This window comes from Chryseobacterium culicis (assembly GCF_002979755.1).
GTDB lineage: Bacteria > Bacteroidota > Bacteroidia > Flavobacteriales > Weeksellaceae > Chryseobacterium > Chryseobacterium culicis_A.
The window spans coordinates 1,067,753-1,091,324 of the sequence record NZ_PCPP01000001.1 but is presented as its reverse complement, the minus strand read 5'-3'; the positions used below and the strand labels follow the sequence as shown (position 1 = coordinate 1,091,324).

The window sequence follows — 23,572 nt, the reverse complement described above, 5'->3', positions numbered from 1 at the left end:
TGGGAGTGTATGAAAGTAATTGTTTTTGAAATAATAAAAAAGAAACTCTATACCTATTCATCAAACTGTTATTTTTGTTTCTAGTTTCTAGTTTAATTTAAATTTGCATCCATGAAAAACAACAGTTTCACAGCTCCATTAGAAATCATAGGAATTAATCCTTTTGTTTTTATTCCGGAAGAGATTTTGGAAGAGATTTTTACTGCGTCGAAAAGAAGTAAAAGCCCTATAGCTGTAAAAGGAACGGTAAATGGGAAGGAATTTAAGCAAAACCTGATGAAATATCTGGGTGAGTGGAGGCTGTATATCAATCTGACAATGCTGAAGAATTCCCCAAAAAGAATTGGAGAAGTTATTGAGGTTGCTCTTGAATATGATGATTCAGACAGAAGTATTTCCATTCATCCGCAATTAGAAAAAGCAATCAAAGAAAGTGCTCTGGCCACAGAAAATTTTGATAATCTGATTCCTTCAAGAAGAAATGAGCTGATCCGTTATATCAACAATTTAAAAACGGAAGCCAGCATCCAGCGGAATATTGAGAAGATCATCCGGCACTTGCACGGTGAAACAGATTTTTATGGAAAGATGATTGAATAGAGGTAAGAGAATCAAGAATCAAGAATCAAGATGCAAGAGTCAGGAACCAAGATGTCGTATGATGAAATTTTACTATAAAGAATGAACAAAGAAATTTTGAAGAGAAAAAAATTCATCATTAAAGAGTAAATAATAAAAATGCCGGAAAAACTTTCCGGCATTTTCTTTACTAAGAATTTAATGTTTTGCTAAGCTTTACAGCATCCTCGTTGGTTGGGTCATACTGTATAGACTTTGCGATGTGTTCCTTTGCTTTATTAGGATCAGTTTGCTGTTCTGTAAAGGCAAGATAAAAATAGGCGTATGCCAGATTCTTCTTATTTTGCTCTACTTCTTCAGGTTTTACTGTTGCAATATACTTTTCATAAGCAATTTTTGCATTGGCATCATCTTTTGCAGACTGATAGGCATAAGCCTGGCTGTAATAAGACGGAGCCCAGTCCGGTAATAAAACAGATATTTTTTTCCAGGTATCAATGGCATTTGGCCAGTCTGAAGCTTCCTGATAAGCACCAGCCAGTTTTGCTAATGACTCTGCATCCTTGGGATTGGCTGCAATCTGTTTTTTAAGACCTTCAATTGTTGGATTCGTAGTTTGACTCGTTGCTGCTGATGTTTCAGGCTGAGTCGTTTGTGCGTTTACAAGACTTACACTTCCTGCCAGTATTAACCCTAAAAAAAGGTTTCTACTATTAATTTTACTCATTTTCATAATCTTATATTTTAAATTCGAAATCTAAAATTCAATAATAATTCCACAAAATCTAAAATTTTAGAGGCTTTAAGTTTTTTTAGAAAATATTAACGGGATTAAGGTTTTTTTTAATTTAATTTTTGATTCGTTCATGTTTGAGGCTATCTTTGTCATTCATTTTTTTATTAATATCTATAATTACATCAGATGAACATTATATTAGCTTCTACATCCACCCTTTTTGGGGGAGACTATCTGGAATATTTAAGAGAAGAATTAATCCAATTATATAAAGGAATTGACGAAATTGTGTTTATTCCTTTCGCAAGACCAGGCGGAATTTCTCATGACGACTATACCGCAAAAGCACGTTCTTTCTTTGAAACAATCAATGTAAAAGTGAAAGGCCTTCATGAGTTTGAAAATAAAACAGAAGCCCTGAACCAGGCAAAAGGGTATTTTACCGGAGGAGGAAATACTTTCTTATTGGTAAAAACATTACACGAGGAAGGTTTGATGTCTGTCCTGAAAGAAAATGTATCAGGGGGAAAAGCTTATCTTGGATGTAGCGCAGGAAGTAATATTGGTGGACAGAACATGAAAACTACCAATGATATGCCGATTGTGTATCCGCCAAGTTTTGACTGTATGGGATTGGTTCCTTTCAATCTAAACCCGCATTATCTGGATCCTAACCCGGATTTAAAACATAACGGAGAAACCAGAGAAACCCGTATCAAAGAGTTTCTTACCCAAAACGATATCAAAGTGGTGGGCCTTAGAGAAGGAAACTGGATCAGAAGAAAAGCTGATTTAATAACCGTAGAAGGAAGTGAAGTGACAAGGATTTTTGAAAAAGATAAAGAACCTTACGAAATTGAGGCTGGCAGTAAACTTTAATGAATACAGAAGAAATTACTCTTTTCATAGAACGTAACCTCACTAATTTTTCAGTGAACAGTACCGGATGGAATGATCTGATCCGGAGCTTGCTGTATGAATTTGCCATGGCAGGCTGGAATAGGGAACACCGTGTCTTTGGTAAGGAAAAGTTCGGTGAATTGAGATGCTATACGTATTCTGAAGACGAAACACTCAATAATAAACTTAAAAAAATCAAAGATAAATATTCAGAATTATCTGTTAAAACCTGTGAGATCTGTGGCGGGGAAGGAAAAATGAGAACCATCGATTCATGGCAGACCACCTTATGCCTGAATCATTTTCTGGAACAGCAGCCGATTATTGAAATTGATGACAAACAGAATGTCAGAAGAAATAATAAGACCGTTCTGAATATTAAAAATATTGTGAAAGCTGAAGTAGAATATGATCTTCAGAAATTATGGCTTTACACAAAAGAATATGATGATTTTGAAGAGAGAAAATATTTCTCATGGCAGGAACCCAATTATTATCTGCTTTTAAAAATGATTCCACGCTCACTTTTTCCGAAAGACAGACAAGATGAAATTTCCTTGCTGTTCCAAAGCTTAAATGATTGTGAAATATGTGGATATAAAGCTGTACACCAACGAAATTGCCTGCGTTGTCATCATGAATCCTGGAATCCTTGCGGATATTTTATTCAAGATTACGGCGAAAAATCAAACTATATAAAAGAATGTCAGATGGATATTTTCATAGATGAAGATGATTATGAGAAATATTTTAAATATGACCAGTCGTTTGAAAAATCTCCTGACCATCAGATTCTTTTCACCTCCGATGATCTCAGGGAGTATGAAAAGCTTTTATTTTAACTATATTTGATTAGAATTTAGAGATACGAAAAAGGTTCAGTACACCGAACATCATTACTGGTAGTGAGCTGTTTTGAGCCCTATTTGTTTAGACCCAAACAACAATGCAATGAAAAAAACACTTGCTGTTCTCACACTTTCCGTACAGGTAGTGGCCGCACAGAATATTGCCCAGAAATTAGATAAAGTAACGAAGGACTTGATGGATTCTTCGGGAGCCGTTTCTTCCAGTTTATCATTTTATGTTTCAGATGAAAACGGTAATTTTATCTACGAATACCAGGGCAGCAAGGGACTTTCTACTGCTTCTACACAAAAGATTTTTACTGCAGGTGCAGCATTGGAAACTTTAGGGAAAAATTATACTTTTACAACCACCTCAAGCTATTCCGGAAACATATCCGGAGGAACACTGAACGGAAATCTTTTCATCAGTTCCAACGGTGATCCTACATTAGGAAGCTGGAGATACGATGCCTATAAACCTAAAAATTTTAAAAAGAAACTGATAGATGCCATTAAAACTTCAGGAATAACGAAAATATCAGGCGATCTTGTCATTGATGATTCTTATTTTGACCATCAGACGATTCCGGGCGGATGGCCGTGGGATGATCTTGGCAATTACTATGGAGCAGGAGTGTGGGGAATAAACTGGAAAGAAAACCAGTTTGATATTAATATTAACGGAACTGATTTTAAAAGCTTTTCTTATCCGTTGGAAGGCGTGAAATGGCTGAATGACTTGAAAACAGGAGGAAGCTCAGATCAAAGTCTGATCTTTACAGCACCTCATTCTGATGTAGCACTGATTAACGGAATGCTTCCGTCAGGAAAAACAGTAACGGTTTCCGGTTCTACACCTAATCCACCTTTACAACTAGCAGCAGAAGTACAACGATGGCTGAAAGAATCAGGAATTGAACTTTCAGGAAAAGCGGTAACGAATTCACAGCTTGAAATAGAGGGAAAAACAGTTTTAACAGCTCCGAAAAATACTATTCTCCTGACTTATCAATCGCCGACTCTTGATAAAATCGTTTACTGGTTTCTAAGAAAAAGCATCAATCTGTACGGAGAAACATTGATTAAAACTTTAGGAAAAGAGAAAAAAGGAAATCCAAGCTTCAAAAGTGGAATTTCTTACCTGAAGGAGTTCTGGAAATCAAAAGGAATCAATCCTAATATGATCAATTTTGCTGACGGAAGCGGGCTTTCACCACAGAATTATGTGGCGGCGAAAGCAGAAGTACAGGCTCTTTTATATGCGAAGAAACAAAATTGGTTTGAAGCCTATTACGATGGATTTCCGGTTCAGGATAATGGAATGAAGATGAAGAGCGGAACCATGAGAGATACCAAATCTTTTGCTGGATATCACACGGCAAAAGATGGAAAAAAATATGTATTTTCGATTATTATCAACAACTATCAGGGAAGTGGGAATGCAGAGCTGCAGAAAATTCTGAATGTTTTAAAATAAATAACTTTGAGAAAATCCATACTTACAAGGCTGAATAACTGGATCATTTTTGTAGTGATGACTACTTTGGTGATTGCCATTGTAGTGGCTTCAACATCGCTTATTAATTTTCTCAGAAAAGAGGAGATTAAAAGAATCAGCCTGCTTTCCAAAGCCATAAGAATACAGCAGGAAGTAAAAACACCTGATACGGATGTTCTGGATCTGCTTCCGGATATCCTTAATATCAACAATACCATTCCGTTTATTGTAACAGATAAATATAAAAACCCTATTCTTGATCTTGGATATTACAGGAATATCCCTGAAACTACCATTAAGAATCCTGAAGAACTTCAGGATCTGATCCGGAATATGGAGAAGAATTATGCTCCTATTGAGATCAAAGTACCGGATGGAAACAATCAGTTTGTATACTACGACAACTCGCGTTTGCTTAATAATCTTCGGTATTCACCTTATATTTTAGGACTGTTTATTCTGTTGTATTTCGGTTTTTCTTTCTGGTTTTTCAGGACGATCAAAAAAACGGATGAAGGTTATCTTTGGGCAGGTCTGGCTAAGGAAACGGCTCATCAGATCGGGACACCTTTGTCTTCTATGATTGGCTGGATTGAAATTATGAAGCTGGATAATCCTGAATCAGAAGGCGTACATGAGATAGAAAAAGATATTGAAAGACTTAGAACAATTTCAGAACGATTCTCAAAAATAGGTTCTATTCCCGAACTGAATGACAGAAATTTCAATGAAACCATTCAGGAGAATTATGATTATTTAAAGACCAGGATTTCCAGAAAAATTAATTTTACGTTGAATCTTCCTACTTACACGGTTTTGGTACCTCATAATAAAATTCTGATGAGCTGGGTGATTGAGAATCTGGTGAAGAATGCTGTGGATGCCATGAAAGGGGAGGGAGCTATTACCATGTCAGTTTTTGAAAGAAACAAAAATATTCTGGTTGAGGTAAAAGACAATGGAAGTGGTATGACAAAGCAACAGGCAAGAAATGCCTTTAATCCAGGTTATTCTACCAAAAAAAGAGGTTGGGGACTAGGGTTATCTTTAGCAAGAAGAGTCATTCATGAATACCACAACGGAGATATTAAAATTTCCCAGACTGAAGTAGGAAAGGGAAGTACTTTCAGGATAACAATCAGAAAGGAGGAAACTCTTTAACTGCAAATTTCTTTTACAAATAAGAAACCTAACAGGTTTTCAAAACCTGTTAGGTTTGAATATTCAAGAATAAAGCTATCAGAGTAAGAAAATAAAAAGCGGGGAAATTTCCCCGCTTTTCTCTTTATTTTTTACCAGTGAGCCACTGTGTTTGTAATTTTAGTTCTTCCGGAGTTGGATTCGCCTTGAATGTAAGCGTTTCCATAGTCATTTTATCCAGAATAGCTTTTCCTTTCAATGTCATTTTCTCTTTCTTACCGGCATTATCTCTTAGAATAGTTACCGTAACTTCCTGCCCGTCTTTGATGGTTCGGGTATATCCAATAAAATCCTGTACTTTTTTGATATCTACCGTTCTTCCATCCAGAGCAAGTACCTGGTCCGTGATTTTAAATCCGATACTTTTTGCAAATGGAGACAATGCAGAATGATCATCAAAAGCAAAAGCATTGGTCTTTTCATCAAAACCTGTCTGATTCGGATCTTTGATAAACCAGAACATAGGCTGGCTTTCCTGTTTTTTAATATCTACGCCTACCATGCTCAGGTATTGTGCGTAAGGGGTCGGCTGGTTTCCTGCAATATATTTGTTGTAGAATTCTTTTACCTGTGGATATCCGGTTACTGTTACCAGTTCGTCAATCAGTTTATCATCTTTGAAAGGTTTGTTTTCACCAAATCTCTGAGACAATTTTCTGATCATATCACGATATCCCATTTCTCCGTTGGAAAGTTTTCTAAGCTCAATATCCAGACACATTGCCAGAAGAGCTCCTTTTTCATACACATTTCGGTATTGATCTTTGTAAGGCTCTACCAATACATTTTTACTCATTACTGTAAATGGCATGGTATCATCATAGCTCTTGGAGTTGGCAATTTTCTCTCCCATTCTTTCAAGAAACTGATCTTTATTGATCAGACCTTCCTGAATCTGGAAAAGATTGGCAAAATATTCCGTTCCGCCTTCGTACATCCATAAGTGCTGAGACATTTTCGGATCTGCATAATCGAAATAATGAATTTCTTCAGAATGCGTCTTCAGAGGATTTACGGTATGGAAAAATTCGTGGGAAACCACATCTGTAATGGTGTTGTCAATAGCATCTTTGGGCATTGCCTCAGGAAGCACTACACTTGTAGATTCGTGGTGTTCCAATGCTCCGAATCCCTTCACTTTAGGTCCGTCACCACCGGAAAGATAAAGCATAATCGCATACTTCTTATTGGTATTCATGTCCCCAAGGAATTTCTTCTGGGCAACAACCATCTTTTCGAGATTCTCTTTAAAATCTGCTGCTTTATATTTTCCTGTTGGAGAATATACGCCTAATACAAGGTCCATTCCTCCGGCATTGAAGGTAATATAATCAGGCTTTGTGTACATCAGCGGAGAATCTGTCACCTTAGCATAGTTGGCAAGAGTATAAGTATCTGTAGATTCAGATTTGTCCTGATCTACCAAAGCTGTTGTTCCGTAGAAATCAGTGGGTTTCTGAACGACAAGCTGATAAGGAACATCCTGCATATTCTCAATATATCCGATAAATCCGTGGGTATTGATCATATATACTTTTCCTGCTTCAATATCCGTTCCTGAAGGTGAAAATACGGCTTTATGCTTTGAAGTATCCAATTCATCATCAAAGCTGTCATTCACAAGATAAGAGATTTTGGAAAGTGCCTGAGCATTTTTCAGTGAATACGTATTGTCATTTACTTTGGTATAAGTAAGCTCTTTTCCTTTATTATCGTAAAATTTGATGCCTTCGATGAATCTTCCATAGTCGTCTACAGAATAAGTACCCGGAACTGTTTTTGGGAAGTGAAATTTAATATCCCCGGATTTCATTTTCGGGAATTCCATGGTAACGGCTACTTTATCATCTTTTACATTGACAAGGTCAATAGTTGTTTTTATAGACTGAGCATTTGCTAAAAAAGCAGCAAAAATACCAAGGCTAAGTACTGTTTTTCTCATTAGGTTTACATTAATAGTTAAATAGTTGCTTTTTTTGTCGTTTTGTTACGGAGAAAGTATTAAACTTTTCTTAAAATTTTACGGTGAAAAAGCGAAAAGGCAAATCTGCGGGTGTGCAAATTTGCCTTTTTCTTTATTTAGTTTCCTTATAATTGATATAATAGTTCGGGTCTAGCTCAACCGGAGTACTTTTCTTAAGCTTTACAGTCTGCCATTCTTCCGTTGGATTTATCGTCTGATCCCCATTGATGATTATAGGTAATTTCAGATTTTTTACGACATCCGTATAACGGAACTTTAAAGTATCCCCATTTTGAGCATACTCAAGAGTTGGGATTTTTATCGTTCTCAGATACTGATCAAAAACAGTTGAGAAATCAATTCCCGATTTTGAGGAGATATAATTTTCAATCTGCTGGGTAGTAACGGTCTGATGATAAAAGTCTTTATTTAAACCTCTTAAAATCTGTCTGAATTTATCATCATTATTGATGACCTGTCTCATCGTATGAAGCATGTTGGCTCCTTTCGGATACATATCTCCGCTGCCTTCATTTCTTACACCATATTGACCAATAATAGGAATGTCATTGTCTATTCCTTTCCTGATCCCCTGAACATAGATTTCAGCAGATTTTTTGTCCATATATTTTTCCGTGAAAAGAGTCTCGGAATAGTTGGTGAAACTTTCATGGATCCACATATCAGCCTGGTCTTTTGCGGTAATATTATTGGCGAACCATTCATGTCCGCTTTCATGAATAATAATGAAATCCCAATTTAAGCCCACTCCTGTTCCTGAAAGATCTCTGCCAAGATAGCCGTTCTGATATTTGTTTCCATAGGCTACATTACTTTGATGCTCCATCCCAAGGTGAGGAGACTCTACAAGTTTGTATGAATCTTCATAAAACGGGTACGGACCAAACCAGTATTCAAATGCTGAGAGCATAGGTTTTACCTGTTGAAATTGTTTTTTTGCCTTGTCCAGATTATAGTCAATTACCCAATAATCCAGGTCCAGTTTTCCTTTTTCACCCTCAAATATATCTTTAAAATTCACATATTTTCCGATACTCGGGATAATGGAGTAGGCATTGATAGGATTTTTAACTTCCCAGGTATAAGTAGTTTTACTGCCCGTTGTTTTTTTATCAGTGAGTCTGCCATTACCCACACCTACCAGATCATTAGGTGTTACAATTTTCATAATGATCCCGTTATCAGGTTCATCGCTCCAGATATCTTTGGTAGGAAGCCATATGGAAGCTCCTATTCCCTCGTCAGCAGCAGTCATCCATGGATTTCCTTTTTCATCTTTAGTGAAAACCCATCCGCCATCCCAGGGTGCTTTTTTAGCAATGGTAGGATTCCCTGAATAGGTAAAATTAATGGTGTATTTTTCGCCTTTTTTGAATTTTTTATTGGTAGTAATGAAAATAAAGTCTCCATCCTGCTTATAATTTGCAATAGGAAAGTTTCCTTCTACTTTATCAGCTTTCATCGGTTGCTGAAGGTCAATCTGGAAAACAGGATTAGTAACATCTTTGATGATCTCAAAGCTGATTTTATTATTTCCTTTAATGCTTTTCTGTTCAAAATCAGGCTCTACGGAAAGATCATATTTTTTGACATCCCAAAAATTTCTGAATTCGGTATTGGAACCCTTTAATGTATCCTGTTTGGTGAAAACCTTACCCTTCTCAAAGAACTGTCCGAAAACCAGCCCTGATGCAAATAAGAGTGTATATGACAATTTTTTCATTTAAACTTTTATTATTAAATCTTTTCAAAAGTATAAAATTAAATTAATAGCCCGATGCCGGAAATCAAATTAAATACAAGATTTTAAAAAGGCATAAAAAAGCCCGGTCATTGCCGGGCTGTAAAAAATGGGTTAGGTTTTATTTTTTGATAAATTTCAGATTTGTAGTCGTTCCTTTATCTTCAATTGAAATAATATAAGCTCCTGTATTTAATTTTGAAACAGAGATTTTATTATCATTAATCTGGCCATTCATTACTTTCTGACCTGCCATATTGGTAATGATAAACTGAGCTTTTGATGAAATCTGAGTTACATTTAATACATCACTTACCGGGTTAGGGTAGATCTGGATGGCGCTCTTGTCTTTCACGGTTTCACTCGTGGAAAGCTGCTGCTGGATCAATACCGGATAATCCTCAACTTCGCCATACTGTTGATTGCTGCAGCCACTGTTGGGCTGGCTTTCATAGCCTAGTACAACTCTCATAATTACGTTTCCTCCGGTATAAGCATCTGCAGGTACGGAGAATGTTCCGGAAACAGGTGATATGGTACTAGCTGCGCTGGTGTAGATGACCTCAGAAGAAGAGAATACTCCGTCTTTGTTAAAGTCTATCCATGCTGTTACTCCGTCATTATACTGAGCACCTGTCCATCCTTTGGTTATGCTTACATTATTTCCTGTAGATCCGGACATAAGCGTAATTAGTTTAGAAGGATCTGCAGTATAATCTGTATAAGGCGTATTGCTGCTGCTATTCGAGACAGGGCCCACTCCTGCAGCGGTTACTGTAACATTGGAGATATATTCGTCAGCTGCATTTGTTCCGGTTACAGAACATTTAGCAAATGAAGATGTTGTAAAGTTTGTAGATGCTGAATATGTTCCAACGGATGCACCGCAAACATTGGCTATCTGTACTTCGTATTGAGTGGATTCAGTAAGTCCTGAAATGTTATAAGCATTTGTTGAAACAGGAACGGTAGTCCATGTTGCTGTTCCTACTTTTCTATACATTACAGAATACGTTGCTCCTACTAACGCTGTCCAGTTTACGGATGCTGAAGTTCTTGTAATACCCGTTACCGTAATACCTGCCGGAGCAGATGTTGTACAGGCACTTGCTGATGCAGAAACAGTAGCATTTCCAACAGCGTAGAATACATTATCAATGGCGCTTACTCTTATTTTTACGCTGGCACCTGTTGCCAAAGAAGAGAACGAAAACGGCTCAGATCCGTCATTAGCTGTAGATGGAGTAATAACCGTCCATGTACTTCCATTGTCTGTAGTATAATCTATTTTAACGTTTTGTACATTATATGGAGCATTATTTGTGTTTACCACATCCCAGGTAACAGCTCCCGGTGTATTATTGTAAACTGTAGTTGAAGTTACTTTGAAAGGGCCTTCATTTCCTATATCCACTTTCATCAGGCCGCTCTGTGTCTGTTGTTGTGCAGCATCTGGATTATTGTCTCTTACCGTTACCTTGAAATTCATTGTTCTTGGAATATTGGATACCGTTTCCCAGTCTACAGCGCTGGTAAGGGTTCCATTAAGAACATTTGACAATTTAGGGAAATAACGTGTAGGAGAATTTGTTGGCATTATAGATCTGAAGTTTGCCCCATTATTTCTGGTTGCACTTACCGGGCCAAAAGCCGAAGTAGTCAGGTCATATTGCTCCCAGGTATAAGTCATCGGGTCATTTTGTGTATCTGCTGCTGAAGCTGTTAACACAAAAGCTGTTCCTTTAGGGATCATTTTACTAGCCATTGGCTGTATTGAAGGAGGGGTATTGGCTACTGCTGTAATCGTTCCACAGTCTTGAGAATTGACATAGGCTCCTACTTCTTCAATATTTTTGGTATGAAAATAGGCATCAGAATGCATTTGAACATTATAGTTGGTAATCCCGGCATATCCCATAATCGTAGATCCGGATCCCGGCTCCATATGAGCGCCATGCAAAGCAATAGACATGGTATGGGCAGCACCGAACTGGTGACCAATTTCGTGAGCTACGAAATCGATGTCATAATTGTCTCCAAACGGCTGATCCGGAGTAGAAGGTGAAGTAATTCCTGCCCCTTTAGAAGTTGCATCATTGTTGCTTGCAGGATTTCTGCAGACATTTCCTACATCTCCTGCACTTCCGCCACCGCCTCTGTGACCAAAGAAATGTCCAATATCATAGGCAGCGTTACCTACACCGGCAGTGTTGGTAAGAGTTTGCTGAAGCTGAAGGTTCCATGCACCGGGAGCACTATATGTACCATTTGGATTTGCTACTACATTTGAATAAGGGTCCGTTGTTGGATCTGTGAATATAAGTTGTGGAAGATCCTGTACAATCATATGGATTCCAAAATCCTTTTCAAAAACACCATTTACACGGTTCATTGTGGCATTAATACGGGCTGCAGCTTGAGGAACACCTCCGGCAAGTTGGGTATACTCACCGTTTACGGAGATGGCAATTCTGTAGGTTCTGTATTTTTGCTCATTGCTTTTATTAGAGTTGCCCAGCCCTTTCAAAACATTTTTTGTTTTAAGCAGCTTATTCATCTCCTTTTTTACCTTCTCAGGTTCAGAAGTTCGGCATTCGAAAGGATCTTCGTGAGATTTGTTAGATTTGAAAAAGACTCCATATACATCCTTTTCTTTGTTTATGGGTTCTATAAATTCGTATTTTCCTGTATCAGCATTGAATACCATAGATTGGAAGTCGTTCGGAGCAGTACTGAATCTGATTTGTTTATGAGGATTATCCAGCCCTATACCTGAATAGGCACCTAATTCATACCTTTCCGCCATAGCTTTTTCTACTACCGGAGAGCTGTACACGGAGAACCTTTCAACTCTTCCGTCTGCTGTAGGGAGAGAAACAATTACCGGGTTTCCTCCTTTTCCTGCTTCAGGAGCATTCTTAAGTTGATTTCTCAATGCAGAAAGATCAAATTTGTAGGCGTATTCTACTTTTACTTCTTTTCTTACTGGCGTAATCTTCTCCGAGACCGGTTCCCAGCGTTGTGCCTGTAAACCACTCAGACTTAAAGCCAATGCACAGACGAAAATAATTTTCTTTTTCATATTTTTTTATTGATTGTTATTGAGATTTTAAATATAGTGTATTTTTTTAAAACTTTTGTTGATAATACAGCGTTAATTGTTCATAACTTGATATTATTAGTTAAATATTATCGTTGTTTTAGATTTAATTAAGAATAAATATAATTAAAGTTGATATTTTTAAATAAAATAAGCGCTATCATTCAATTGAATAATAGCGCTTAGGTTTTTATTAGTAAAAAATACTATTTATTTCTGTACTGCCGGAAGATTTCCATTGCTTTTCTGTACTTTTTTATAGGTGAATGTACACATCATAATACTGAATTCATATAAGATAAGCAGCGGGAATGCAGCCATCAGCATACTTAAAACGTCTGCAGGAGTAATAATTGCAGCGACTACCATGATCAAAACAATAGCGTGGCGACGGTACGTTTTCATAAACATAGGCGTAAGAATTCCGATACTGGTAAGGAAATAGATAAGAATAGGAAATAAGAAAATAACACCCATACCCAAAACTACCTGTAAAAATAAAGTGGTATAATCACTTAAGTCATAAAGCGGAACAATAATGTCTGAAATTTTAAAGATAACCCCAAAATTAACCGCAAACGGAAGGATTAAGAAGTATCCGCATAATACTCCGGTCATGAAAAGTATCCATACCGCATTAATAATGTAGATAGAATTCTTTCTCTCTCTTGGATGCAAAGCAGGACCGATAAAACGCCATAATTCCCATACAATATATGGAAATGCAGCTACCATTCCTCCAAAAACAGAAACAGCCATCATCACATTGAACTGCTGATACAATCTCTGTACACGAACAGGGAAGTCTTTTGGAAGATGAATACTGTCTTCTCCCAAAATCATTCTAGAAAAATGATTAACCACTCTGAAGGTTGGGAAATCATTTCTGGTAGGCCCAAAAAAGATATGGTCCATAATCCAGTTGATATTAAAACCAACCACAAAAGCCGCAATTATGATAGCAATAATCGAACGGATCAGATGCCCTCTTAATTCTCCTATATGTCCAAGGAAGGACATGTCTTTACCATCACTCACAGAATTCAATTTTTAAAGCGCAAATTTATAAAAAAAATGACAGAAGTAAGAGTCTGCGGATTATTAGTTAAATTTTACTTTTAATCTGCAAATTATTTATCATTTATTAATCTTTAACCTCTGGATTTTTAGTTTCTAATTAATTCCCTCGTCCAGCAGTTTATGCAGGTCTATAATCCCGAAATATTTTCCGTTTTCCGTTACAACAAGCTGGCCGATATTATTTCCTTTCAGAATTTTCATAGCTTCTTTGGCCAAAGCATCTTTTTCAATGGTTCTTGGATGGGCAGACATAATATCTTTAGCTGATACTTTACTGATATCTTCTCCTTTCATCAGCATCCTTCTCAAATCTCCATCTGTGATGACCCCAATAATCTGATCTGCATTGGTTACCACTGTGATTCCGTGGCTTGAACCGCTGATTGAGATAATTACATCTCTTATCGATGCTTCTTCAGAAACCTGAGGCTTTTGTGAAGAAAGGAACTGTTCTACTTTGGAAGTCAGGTTTTTCCCTAAGCTTCCTCCCGGATGGAATTTTGCAAAATCATTAGCCTTGAAATCATTCAATTCCATTAATGCCACAGCCAAAGCATCTCCCAATGCCATCTGAATGGTGGTAGAACTGGTAGGGGCTAATTTATTAGGGCAGGCTTCAACGTCCACATGAGTATCTAAAATAACTTCAGAAAACTCAGCAAGTTTACTCGCCTTATTTCCTGTCATTCCGATAAGAGCAGAAGAATAATCCTTTAAATAAGGAACCAGATTGGCAATTTCTGGAGAATTTCCGGAATTGGAGATGCATAAAACAACATCCTGCTTCTGAATAACCCCAAGGTCACCATGAATAGCTTCCGAAGCATGTAAAAACTGAGAAGGAGTACCAGTAGAATTTAATGTAGCCACAATCTTATTACCAACATGGGCAGATTTCCCTATTCCTACCACAATGAGCTTCCCTTTTGCTGAGTGAATGATCTCTACGGCATGGGCAAATTGGTCATCAATTCTGTTTTTTAATTTTTCGAGTTCAGAAATTTCTATTTCTAAAGTGCTTTTTGCAATTGATATAATGTTGGTTCTATCCATTTTATAATGATAAGGTATACAAAAAAGTTCCTAAAAAACGTTATATTTTAAAAAGAATATTTAATATAAATTTTATTTTTTATAAATTCGTTCGCTTTTATTTTAAGCAGAATTTTTATAACTTTGGGTGAGATGCAAATTTAGCAATAGAAAATTAGATGAGCGCAAAAAAAGCCAATTTATCAGGCGAATTGAAAAAGTATTTTGGGTTTTCTACATTTAAGGGCCAGCAGGAACAAATTATAGATAACCTATTGAATGGGAAGGATATATTTGTTTTAATGCCCACAGGTGGCGGAAAATCATTATGTTATCAGCTTCCGGCTCTTATTTCGGAAGGAACAGCAATAGTAGTTTCGCCCTTAATAGCGTTGATGAAAAATCAGGTAGATGCCGTGAATGGCCTTTCTTCTGAAGATGGGGTAGCCCACGTACTGAATTCATCATTAAACAAAACGCAGACCAAGCAGGTTTTTGACGATATCAAAAGCGGCAAAACCAAACTTCTGTATGTAGCTCCTGAATCATTAATTAAAGATGATTACCTGGATTTTTTGAAAGAAGTGAAAATTTCTTTCTTTGCTATTGACGAGGCTCACTGTATTTCAGAGTGGGGACATGATTTCAGACCGGAATACAGGAATCTGAAACAGATTATAGACAAAATCGCCAATGTACCGGTGATTGCTTTGACGGCTACTGCTACTCCTAAGGTTCAGGATGATATCCAGAAAACTTTAGGAATGACGAATGCATTGGTGTTCAAAGAAAGTTTCAACCGTCCTAATCTATACTATGAAGTATGTCCTAAAATTAATGTAGATAAGGAAATCGTTAAATTTATCAATCAGCGTAAAGGAAAATCAGGAATTGTATATTGCCTGAGCCGAAGAAAAGTTGAAGAATTTGCCCAGCTTCTGCAGGTAAACGGAATCAACGCACTTCCTTACCACGCAGGTCTTGATCAGAAAGTGAGAGTAGCAAATCAGGATAAATTCCTGATGGAAGAAGTGGATGTGATCGTGGCAACGATCGCCTTCGGGATGGGAATTGATAAACCGGATGTCCGTTTTGTCATCCATTACGACTTTCCGAAATCATTGGAAAGCTATTATCAGGAAACCGGCAGAGCAGGAAGAGATGGAGGTGAAGGTCACTGTCTGGCATTCTATGATCCAAAAGATATTGAAAAACTGGAGAAATTCCTGGCACAGAAACCTGTTTCTGAAAGAGAAATCGGGTTGCAGCTCTTAAATGAAGTGGTAGGCTATGCTGAAACTTCAATGAGTAGAAGGCAGTACATACTCTATTATTTTGGAGAAAATTTCGATCCGGTAAACGGAGATGGAGCAAAGATGTGTGATAATTCATCCGATCCGCCAAAATTAAAGGATGCTACTGCAGATTTGGAAAAATCGCTGGAACTGATCAGTAACACTGGAGAAAAATTCAAGTCTAAAGATTTGATTTCTGTCATCGTAGGCAAAGAAAATGCCGTGACGAAATCTTATAAACTGGAACAAAGTTCTCATTTTGGTTTTGGAAAAGAAGAAAAAGATAACTACTGGAAAACGATTCTAAGACAGGCTACTGTTCAGAATTTTTTACAGAAGGATATTGAAACCTATGGGGTTTTAAAAATTACAGAAAAAGGGAAAAATGTCCTGAATGGTAAATCTAAAGACCTCTTTTTGATTGCTGAAGACAGGGAATTTGATCTTAATCAGGCAAAAGCAGAAAGCGACCAGGTACAGCAGCAGGCAGGCGGAGGTCTGGATCAGAATCTTTTCAACCTGTTGAAAGAACTGAGAAAGAAAGTGGCCAAAAAACACGGAATTCCACCTTATACCGTATTTATGGATCCGAGTTTGGAGGATATGACGGTTCAGTATCCTATCACAGTTGATGAAATTACCAAAATCTATGGAGTAGGGGAAGGAAAAGCCAAAAAGTACGGTAAAGAATTCGCAGACTATATTAAAACTTACGTTGAGGAGAATAATATAGAACGTACTCAGGATATGGTATTGAAACAGGTAGCCAATAAATCCAGCCACAAAGTTTTCATTATCCAGAGTACGGATAAAAAGATTGATCTTGAAGATATAGCAAGAGCTAAGAACCTTTCTATGGATGAACTTCTAAAAGAAATGGAAAGGATTGTATATCAGGGAACAAAGCTGAATATCGACTATTATATTGAAGATAATTTTGATGAAGACATTGTAGACGGTTTCATGGAATTCATGAACGAATCTGAAAGTGACAGTATGAAGGTACTACTGGATGAATTCGGGGATGAACTGTCTGATGAAGAAGTGAGAATGCTGAGGATTAAATTTATCAGTGACGTTGCCAACTAATATGACTTTAAACGATAACGAAATCATTTTAAAAGAAATTCTTCCTAAGAAGAGTTTCTTTTTTAATATGACCGAAAAGTTGAGAACAGCTTTTTCTGTATTTTATTTAGCAATTGGAGTATTTCTTATTACGAGTATTCTAAATTCCGGTTTTTGGTTTTTTTCAATAATAGGAATTGGTATTTTTTGTAATGCTTTGTATGTTACCTTTTTTAGATGGATTGTAAAATATTGGAGGCTGAAAAACAACTATTATATCATTACAAACCAGAGGATTGCTGTTGTGGAAAAAGCAAGTGGGAAGATTGTAAAATACAGAAATTTACATGAAATAGATCAGGTGAATGCTGAAATGAACACGAAGCATTTTGGCAATATTATTTTTGGTGAGCCTGAAACTATTTTTGGCAGAGATGATGAAAAATTTTCTTTTTTTAGAAGAAGAGGAATCAATTTTTCGGAAGATAAATATGCCTTTATAAGTGTTGAAAATATTAACGAAATCATCCCTTTATTTAACGATTTGGGCTTGAATGTTAATAAAACTTTTTACTAACTTTACACTGATGAAAAAAATATCTGTCATATTTATTCTGCCGGACTTAGAAACCGGGGGTGCAGAAAGGATTGTTACTACCATAGCGAATCATCTTTCCAGGGATCGGTTTGAGCCCAAGATTTTGCTGTTGCGGAAACAAGGCGGATATTTGAATTTTCTGAAAAAAGATGTCGAAATTATCGATATCAATACCGAAAGAATAAGACACTCATTAAGACCTATTTTAGGGGAAATCTACAGAAGAAAACCAGATATTGTTTTCTCAGGTTTTGGTGAGGTAAATGCCTATTTGTCTCTATTTATAAAACTCTTTCCAAGAACGAAATTCATTGCCAGAGAAACCAATGTGGTTACCCAACATGTAACCCGCAAAGAGATTAAATTCTTCTATAATTTTTACAATAATTATCAAAGAATCATTGCTCAAAGTGATGATATGATGAAAGATCTGGTGGATAATTTTAATATTAAAAAGAAAAAAATTGTCAAGATCAATAATCCTGTAGACTTTGATTTCATTGAAGATAAAATGGCGATATCTTTAAAACCAGAATGCTTCAAATACAATTATAAAAATGTAGTTGCCATTGGTAATTTATCTTCCAGAAAAGGATTTGACAACTTATTGAAGGTTTTTTCAAGACTGAAAAATCAGAATATTATGCTTCATATTTTGGGAGATGGAAAAGATAAAGATATTCTGCTTCAGACAAAAGAACTTTTAGGACTGAAAAAAGTGATCTTCCATGGCAGACAGGAGAATCCCTATCAGTACTTGAAATATGCTGACCTATTCGTTCTTTCTTCAAGATATGAAGGTTTTCCCAATGTTCTTCTGGAAGCAGGAGCCTGCGGAACCTATGCTTTAGCCAACAACTGCCCTGGGGGAATCAATGAAATTATCCAGCACAATATAAATGGTGAAATTGCCAATATTGAAAATTATGATGGCTTTGCCCAGCAGATTGTAACCGTATTGCAGAACAATTACAACAGAGATGCTATAAAAAACTCGATTAAATCACGGTTTTCCAAGAATATTATTTTGGATAAATATGAGAAGGTTTTGCTGGATTTAATGAAGTAGTGTCATCATATTATTTGCCTTATGGAGGTTTATTTTCTTAGATTTGGGGCTTTATTAAATCAATATCAATGAATAAAATCCAAAAATTAGGATGTGCCTGTGAAAAACCTGACTTCAATTATACTGAATTCAGAAGTTCGGAATTAGGTATAGATCATACAGACGGAAGATATGGAGAAGTAACGATTCAACAGTGCAAACTGTGCCAAAGAATATGGATTCATTATTTTGTTGAATATGAAAGTTTTTCCAAATCAGGAAGATGGTACAAAGGAATTGTTTCGAAAAAAGACCGTGCCCAGATCACTCCGGAAAATGCCGTGGAATATCTGGAAAGCCTTGACTGGTATGTGTATGGTGGTTCTTTTTTTGAAAGCACAGGTACATTTGGACAAGGAAAGCTGAACATCTAATTTAATACATTAAATATCTAATCAATGAAGCCATTTATAATTGTTATTTTGATGCTGAACTCTGTTGTTTTAGCAGCTCAGCAGAAGACCATCTCCAGAAAAGAATTATTAAAAACTGCTCTTGATCAGAATGTTAAATTTACAGAAATTCAGGAAATAACAATGGCTGCAGGACAAGGTGCTCCCGAACATTTGCATCCCTGTCCCGTTTTAGGAATTATAAATTCTGGCGAAGCTGTTTTTCAGATTGAAGGACAACAAAAAGTGGTGCTTCATACAGGAGATGCTTTTTACGAACCTAAAAATGTGAAAATTCTTCATTTTGATAATGCATCAGCTGAAAAACCCCTGGTCTTCACCGCAATTTACCTGAAGGAAGGGAATGAAGAAAATATAAAGTTCATAAAATAACACTTTTCATAAAACTAAAGCATATAATTATCATTTTTAAAATTGATAAAACTCACTTTGGTGCTTGGTAATTTATATGTAAATTTGTGAGAATTAAGATAGATAATAATAAACAAATTCATACAATAACATGAGTCAATTCGATGTTACCGTAATAGGTTCTGGTCCCGGTGGTTATGTGGCTGCTATTCGTGCAGCACAATTAGGTTTCAAAACAGCAATTATTGAAAAATATTCAACTTTAGGCGGAACTTGTCTTAACGTTGGATGTATTCCGTCAAAAGCGCTTCTTGACAGCTCTGAACATTTCGAAAATGCAAAACACAATTTTGCAGGTCACGGAATTATCATCAACGAGCCTCAGGCAGATATCGCAAGAATGATCGAGCGTAAGAACGAAGTGATCAAACAAAACACTGACGGAATCAGCTACCTGATGAACAAAAACCAGATTACTGTTTTTGAAGGAGTAGGAAGCTTCGAATCTGCTACTCAGATTAAAGTGACGAAAAACGACGGTTCTTCTGAAACCATCGAATCTAAATATACAATCATTGCAACGGGTTCTAAACCATCTGCACTGCCTTTCATCTCTTTAGACAAAGAAAGAGTGATTACTTCTACGGAAGCTTTAAATCTTAAAGAAATTCCTAAGCATTTGGTAGTAATCGGAGGTGGAGTTATCGGTCTTGAACTAGGTTCTGTATACCTAAGATTGGGAGCTCAGGTAACAGTTGTTGAATTTATGGATAAAATCATCCCTGGAATGGATGGAGCTTTAAGCAAAGAATTGACTAAAGTTCTTAAAAAACAAGGAATGAAGTTTATGCTTTCTACTGCGGTTTCTGCGGTTGAAAGAAACGGAGATACTGTAAAGATCACGGCTAAAGATAAAAAAGGAGAAGAAGTAGTAGTAGAAGGAGATTACTGTTTAGTTTCTGTGGGAAGAAAACCTTACACAGATGGTCTTGGACTTGAGAAAGCAGGAGTAGAACTTGACGAAAGAGGAAGAGTAAAAGTAAACGACCACCTACAAACGAATGTTGCGAATATCTACGCAATCGGTGACGTTATCAAAGGAGCGATGCTGGCTCACAAAGCTGAAGAAGAAGGTGTTTTTGTAGCTGAAACATTAGCTGGACAAAAACCTCACATCAACTATAACCTTATTCCAGGTGTTGTTTATACATGGCCGGAAGTTGCAGGAGTGGGTAAAACTGAAGAGCAGCTGAAAGAGGAAGGAATAGCTTACAAAGTTGGATCTTTCCCAATGAGAGCATTAGGTAGAAGCCGTGCAAGTGGTGATATAGATGGTCTTGTTAAGATTATTGCAGACGAAAAAACTGACGAGGTTTTAGGAATGCACATCATAGGAGCAAGAGCTGCTGACCTTATTGCAGAAGGAGTAATTGCTATGGAATTCCGTGCAAGCGCTGAAGATATTGCAAGAAGTTCTCACGCTCACCCAACTTATGCAGAAGCGATTAAAGAAGCTGCGTTGGATGCTACAGCAAAAAGACCAATTCATATGTAATATTTGATTAAAAGATTTAATCATTTAAATATTTAAAAATTAAAGGCTGTTTCTTTTTGAGACAGCCTTTTTTATATGGGTTTGGCATAAAAATGGAGATGGTTTTTGAAAATTTCATGTATGAAAAAGATTTTTATCAGTTGGATGCTTTTGGCAGGAATGAGTTCATTTGCTCAGGAAGCAGGGAAGGCAGGAGAATTATTAAAAAATGAAGCTTCTGCTACAGAAATGAGATCTCCCAAAATCTTAAATGAAAGAAACAAAACCCCTGATGGGATGAGACCTGGAAATAATACTATTCCTCAGAGAAATAGAAATAATAATCCAAATTATCAGTGGAACAGAAACTACGGATATGCAGAAGTTTTTCTCAGAATTCCTGAGCAGGGCTTTTTTACCGTTGAGGTAGGAGATCAGATGATGGCCAACAGTTCCGGAAAATACAGATTCTTTGATTTGTCATCAGGGAGAATGCCTATTTCAATTTATGAAAATGGTTTCCTGGTGTACAGAACAACGTTGATGCTTCGTAATAATAATAGAGTGGTACTTGATTTTTTCACCAATGAAGGTCTCTTTTTATTGGATTCTTATCCTGTTCAGAATCAATATGGATTTAATGATTGGAATGACATCTGGAATAATCCTTACGGAAATCAATCTGGTGACTGGTATAACCAAGGAAATGTAATGGATAACAATTCTTTCCGCCAGTTTTTTGATATGATGATGAGAAATGAAAAGTTTGATGATGGGAAAGTAGCCATGATCAATCAGCAGATGCGTACCTCTATGTTTACTTCTGCACAAATAAGAGATCTGGTAAAAGCCCTTAGTTTTGATAATAAAAAATTGGCATTGGCGAAGTCTATGTACCGAAATTGTGCCGATAAAGACAGATATTTCATGGTGTATGATGCCTTTGATTTTGAAAGCAGCAAACGGGAACTGATGGATTATATTTCTAATTTATAATTTTCAATAGAAAGCGGGCTTTAGTCCGTTTTTACTTTTTATAGCAAATCCATTGGCTTTAGCTGATTACATTATTTTCAGGTTATCATAAAACTTAGAATGTTTCGGAGCGATATTAAGCTGTATTCCAAAGGTTATTCCTTTAAAATATTTATCTCTGTGAATAGGAAAAGCATATCCGGTATTGAGAAATACAGCATTAAATAATGACACCCCTATTCTTGGTTCTACTGAATAGGGGTTGGCGGAAACACCAATCAGTAATCCGGCACGGAGAAAATTGATATTCATCTCGGGAATCAATTTATCTGTTTCATTAACACGGGTATACAGCAAAGAGGGTCCCGCAATAATAGAACCTTCGTAGCGCTCTCCAAATCTGTATTCTAATCCGGCCTGCAGAACATTTCTTCCGGTATATCGATATGAAATATTCACCGCTGTTTTTTCCAGCAGTTGAGCATTTGAAAAGATAACGGAAAGGAAAAGAGGTAAGATGAAATACTTTTTCATGATTGTTTTTTATTCAAATGTAAGCGTTTTACAGTCTTAATGAAAGGCTAAAATAAGTCTTCAAAAGAATTATAACGGTATTGACTAGGTTGGCATCTTCAAATTTCCGTACCTTTGTCAGCTAATTTTATCATCAATGCAACTCGGAAAAACTCAAACTTTAACAATTTCAGAAAAAATTAATTCAGGATGGATCCTCGTAGATGAATCCGGTGAAAAGGCTTTTCTGCCTAAAATCTTTATTCAGGATGAAAAAGAAATAGGTGAGGAGGTTGAAGTTTTTGTCTATCAGGATGATGATAAATTGAAAGCTACGACTGAAATTCCATTGGCTGAAGTAGGTGAATTTGCGGTGATGAGCTGTGTACAAAGTCTTCCAAGTGGAGCTTTTATGGATTGGGGAATTATTAAAGATTTATTTATCCCTTACAAACAGCAGAAAACCAAAATCATTGAAGGAAAAAGATATCTGGTTTATTTGTATGTAGATGAAGATATGGAACTGATTACAGGGACTACAAAGTTTAAGAGAAATCCGCAGTATGATGAGCTTCCGTTCAAAAAAGGAGACAAAGTAGATCTGATCATGATGAATGAAAGTGAGCTGGGTTGGAACGTAATCATCAACAAACAATATATTGGATTGATCTATGTTTCCGATGTTTTCAAAAAGCTATATCCGCTGTCAGAAGAAAGTGGATATATCAAAACAATACGTGAAGACGGGAAGATAGATATTTCTTTACAACCGGAAGGTTTTGAAAATATTGATGAGTTCAAGCAGAAGATTCTGGACAAGCTGGAGGAAAATTACGGACTTCTGTATGTATCAGATAAGTCTTCACCTGAAGAAATCAAAAATGAACTTCAGATGAGTAAGAAGAACTTTAAAAAAGCCATCGGAGGACTTTATAAAGATAAAATCATCGATATCTCAGACGACAAAATCAAATTATTATAACATAAAAAAACGAGCAGAAATTTCTGCTCGTTTTTTG

20 protein-coding genes are annotated in these 23,572 nt (G+C 36.5%); 13 read left to right on the top strand and 7 right to left on the bottom strand.

Annotated elements, in window-relative coordinates; translation table 11 throughout:
- Nucleotides 1–111: 111 nt before the first annotated feature.
- Nucleotides 112–600, top strand: a complete 489-nt coding sequence (locus CQ022_RS05105) for a YdeI/OmpD-associated family protein (protein ID WP_105682051.1) — start codon at nt 112–114, stop codon at nt 598–600.
- A 169-nt stretch (nt 601–769) separates the two neighbouring features.
- Here CQ022_RS05105 and CQ022_RS05100 read toward each other — a convergent pair whose 3' ends face one another.
- Entirely contained in the window at nt 770–1,306 is a 537-nt protein-coding gene (locus CQ022_RS05100) for a tetratricopeptide repeat protein (RefSeq protein WP_228421604.1), read from the bottom strand.
- Between the two features lie 195 nt (nt 1,307–1,501).
- Here CQ022_RS05100 and pepE point away from each other — a divergent pair, with 195 nt between their 5' ends.
- From pepE to CQ022_RS05080, 4 genes are all read left to right on the top strand, one after another.
- The gene (gene pepE, locus CQ022_RS05095) at nt 1,502–2,194 is read left to right on the top strand and encodes a dipeptidase PepE (protein ID WP_105682053.1); all 693 of its coding nucleotides are present in this window, start codon (nt 1,502–1,504) and stop codon (nt 2,192–2,194) included.
- Nucleotides 2,194–3,057 (top strand): hypothetical protein, encoded by an 864-nt coding sequence (locus tag CQ022_RS05090; RefSeq protein ID WP_105682054.1) that lies wholly within the window; start codon nt 2,194–2,196, stop codon nt 3,055–3,057. The genes pepE and CQ022_RS05090 overlap by 1 nt, the downstream gene beginning before the upstream one ends.
- 109 nt (nt 3,058–3,166) lie before the next feature.
- The gene (gene dacB / locus CQ022_RS05085) at nt 3,167–4,540 is read left to right on the top strand and encodes a D-alanyl-D-alanine carboxypeptidase/D-alanyl-D-alanine-endopeptidase (protein ID WP_105682055.1); all 1,374 of its coding nucleotides are present in this window, start codon (nt 3,167–3,169) and stop codon (nt 4,538–4,540) included.
- A 6-nt stretch (nt 4,541–4,546) separates the two neighbouring features.
- Nucleotides 4,547–5,722: a sensor histidine kinase gene (locus tag CQ022_RS05080; protein ID WP_105682056.1), complete on the top strand. Its 1,176-nt coding sequence runs from the start codon at nt 4,547–4,549 to the stop codon at nt 5,720–5,722.
- Nucleotides 5,723–5,846: 124 nt separating this feature from the next.
- Here the strand turns inward: CQ022_RS05080 and CQ022_RS05075 are convergent, their stop codons facing one another.
- The 5 genes from CQ022_RS05075 to CQ022_RS05055 form a co-directional block, all read right to left on the bottom strand.
- Entirely contained in the window at nt 5,847–7,703 is a 1,857-nt protein-coding gene (locus CQ022_RS05075) for a PDZ domain-containing protein (protein ID WP_105682057.1), read from the bottom strand.
- A 133-nt stretch (nt 7,704–7,836) separates the two neighbouring features.
- Nucleotides 7,837–9,468: a M1 family metallopeptidase gene (locus tag CQ022_RS05070; protein WP_105682058.1), complete on the bottom strand. Its 1,632-nt coding sequence runs from the start codon at nt 9,466–9,468 to the stop codon at nt 7,837–7,839.
- Nucleotides 9,469–9,607: 139 nt separating this feature from the next.
- Nucleotides 9,608–12,568: a reprolysin-like metallopeptidase gene (locus CQ022_RS05065; protein ID WP_105682059.1), complete on the bottom strand. Its 2,961-nt coding sequence runs from the start codon at nt 12,566–12,568 to the stop codon at nt 9,608–9,610.
- 228 nt (nt 12,569–12,796) lie between these two features.
- The gene (gene tatC, locus CQ022_RS05060) at nt 12,797–13,624 is read right to left on the bottom strand and encodes a twin-arginine translocase subunit TatC (RefSeq protein ID WP_185126812.1); all 828 of its coding nucleotides are present in this window, start codon (nt 13,622–13,624) and stop codon (nt 12,797–12,799) included.
- A gap of 135 nt (nt 13,625–13,759) precedes the next feature.
- Entirely contained in the window at nt 13,760–14,719 is a 960-nt protein-coding gene (locus CQ022_RS05055; RefSeq protein WP_105682061.1) for an SIS domain-containing protein, read from the bottom strand.
- A 158-nt stretch (nt 14,720–14,877) separates the two neighbouring features.
- Here CQ022_RS05055 and recQ point away from each other — a divergent pair, with 158 nt between their 5' ends.
- From recQ to CQ022_RS05020, 7 genes are all read left to right on the top strand, one after another.
- Nucleotides 14,878–17,082, top strand: a complete 2,205-nt coding sequence (gene recQ / locus CQ022_RS05050; protein ID WP_105682062.1) for a DNA helicase RecQ — start codon at nt 14,878–14,880, stop codon at nt 17,080–17,082.
- A gap of 1 nt (nt 17,083) precedes the next feature.
- Nucleotides 17,084–17,638, top strand: a complete 555-nt coding sequence (locus tag CQ022_RS05045; RefSeq protein ID WP_105682063.1) for a hypothetical protein — start codon at nt 17,084–17,086, stop codon at nt 17,636–17,638.
- Between the two features lie 10 nt (nt 17,639–17,648).
- Entirely contained in the window at nt 17,649–18,728 is a 1,080-nt protein-coding gene (locus tag CQ022_RS05040) for a glycosyltransferase (RefSeq protein ID WP_105682759.1), read from the top strand.
- 68 nt (nt 18,729–18,796) lie between these two features.
- On the top strand, nt 18,797–19,141 hold the full coding sequence (locus CQ022_RS05035) for a hypothetical protein (protein ID WP_079241930.1): 345 nt from the start codon (nt 18,797–18,799) through the stop codon (nt 19,139–19,141).
- A 24-nt stretch (nt 19,142–19,165) separates the two neighbouring features.
- Nucleotides 19,166–19,552, top strand: coding sequence for a cupin domain-containing protein (locus tag CQ022_RS05030; protein ID WP_105682064.1), 387 nt, complete (start codon nt 19,166–19,168; stop codon nt 19,550–19,552).
- A gap of 130 nt (nt 19,553–19,682) precedes the next feature.
- Nucleotides 19,683–21,086 (top strand): dihydrolipoyl dehydrogenase, encoded by a 1,404-nt coding sequence (lpdA, locus tag CQ022_RS05025; protein WP_105682065.1) that lies wholly within the window; start codon nt 19,683–19,685, stop codon nt 21,084–21,086.
- Between the two features lie 120 nt (nt 21,087–21,206).
- Complete coding sequence (locus tag CQ022_RS05020) at nt 21,207–22,061, top strand: DUF4476 domain-containing protein (protein WP_105682066.1); 855 nt, start codon at nt 21,207–21,209, stop codon at nt 22,059–22,061.
- Nucleotides 22,062–22,127: 66 nt separating this feature from the next.
- Here CQ022_RS05020 and CQ022_RS05015 read toward each other — a convergent pair whose 3' ends face one another.
- A complete protein-coding gene (locus CQ022_RS05015) occupies nt 22,128–22,574 on the bottom strand; it encodes a hypothetical protein (protein WP_105682067.1) in 447 nt (148 codons plus the stop codon).
- 136 nt (nt 22,575–22,710) lie between these two features.
- On the opposite strand from CQ022_RS05015, the gene CQ022_RS05010 reads away from it, so the two are divergent.
- Nucleotides 22,711–23,535, top strand: coding sequence for a S1 RNA-binding domain-containing protein (locus CQ022_RS05010; RefSeq protein WP_105682068.1), 825 nt, complete (start codon nt 22,711–22,713; stop codon nt 23,533–23,535).
- Nucleotides 23,536–23,572 lie beyond the last annotated feature (37 nt).

Excerpts from the sequence above, each read along its gene's own strand:
- CQ022_RS05105 (WP_105682051.1), top strand. The coding sequence starts at position 112 with ATGAAAAACAACAGTTTCACAGCTCCATTAGAAATCATAGGAATTAAT.
- CQ022_RS05100 (WP_228421604.1), bottom strand. The coding sequence starts at position 1,306 with ATGAGTAAAATTAATAGTAGAAACCTTTTTTTAGGGTTAATACTGGCA.
- pepE (WP_105682053.1), top strand. The coding sequence starts at position 1,502 with ATGAACATTATATTAGCTTCTACATCCACCCTTTTTGGGGGAGACTAT.
- CQ022_RS05090 (WP_105682054.1), top strand. The coding sequence starts at position 2,194 with ATGAATACAGAAGAAATTACTCTTTTCATAGAACGTAACCTCACTAAT.
- dacB (WP_105682055.1), top strand. The coding sequence starts at position 3,167 with ATGAAAAAAACACTTGCTGTTCTCACACTTTCCGTACAGGTAGTGGCC.
- CQ022_RS05075 (WP_105682057.1), bottom strand. The coding sequence starts at position 7,703 with ATGAGAAAAACAGTACTTAGCCTTGGTATTTTTGCTGCTTTTTTAGCA.
- CQ022_RS05070 (WP_105682058.1), bottom strand. The coding sequence starts at position 9,468 with ATGAAAAAATTGTCATATACACTCTTATTTGCATCAGGGCTGGTTTTC.
- CQ022_RS05065 (WP_105682059.1), bottom strand. The coding sequence starts at position 12,568 with ATGAAAAAGAAAATTATTTTCGTCTGTGCATTGGCTTTAAGTCTGAGT.
- CQ022_RS05055 (WP_105682061.1), bottom strand. The coding sequence starts at position 14,719 with ATGGATAGAACCAACATTATATCAATTGCAAAAAGCACTTTAGAAATA.
- recQ (WP_105682062.1), top strand. The coding sequence starts at position 14,878 with ATGAGCGCAAAAAAAGCCAATTTATCAGGCGAATTGAAAAAGTATTTT.
- CQ022_RS05045 (WP_105682063.1), top strand. The coding sequence starts at position 17,084 with ATGACTTTAAACGATAACGAAATCATTTTAAAAGAAATTCTTCCTAAG.
- CQ022_RS05040 (WP_105682759.1), top strand. The coding sequence starts at position 17,649 with ATGAAAAAAATATCTGTCATATTTATTCTGCCGGACTTAGAAACCGGG.
- CQ022_RS05035 (WP_079241930.1), top strand. The coding sequence starts at position 18,797 with ATGAATAAAATCCAAAAATTAGGATGTGCCTGTGAAAAACCTGACTTC.
- CQ022_RS05030 (WP_105682064.1), top strand. The coding sequence starts at position 19,166 with ATGAAGCCATTTATAATTGTTATTTTGATGCTGAACTCTGTTGTTTTA.
- lpdA (WP_105682065.1), top strand. The coding sequence starts at position 19,683 with ATGAGTCAATTCGATGTTACCGTAATAGGTTCTGGTCCCGGTGGTTAT.
- CQ022_RS05020 (WP_105682066.1), top strand. The coding sequence starts at position 21,207 with ATGAAAAAGATTTTTATCAGTTGGATGCTTTTGGCAGGAATGAGTTCA.
- CQ022_RS05015 (WP_105682067.1), bottom strand. The coding sequence starts at position 22,574 with ATGAAAAAGTATTTCATCTTACCTCTTTTCCTTTCCGTTATCTTTTCA.
- CQ022_RS05010 (WP_105682068.1), top strand. The coding sequence starts at position 22,711 with ATGCAACTCGGAAAAACTCAAACTTTAACAATTTCAGAAAAAATTAAT.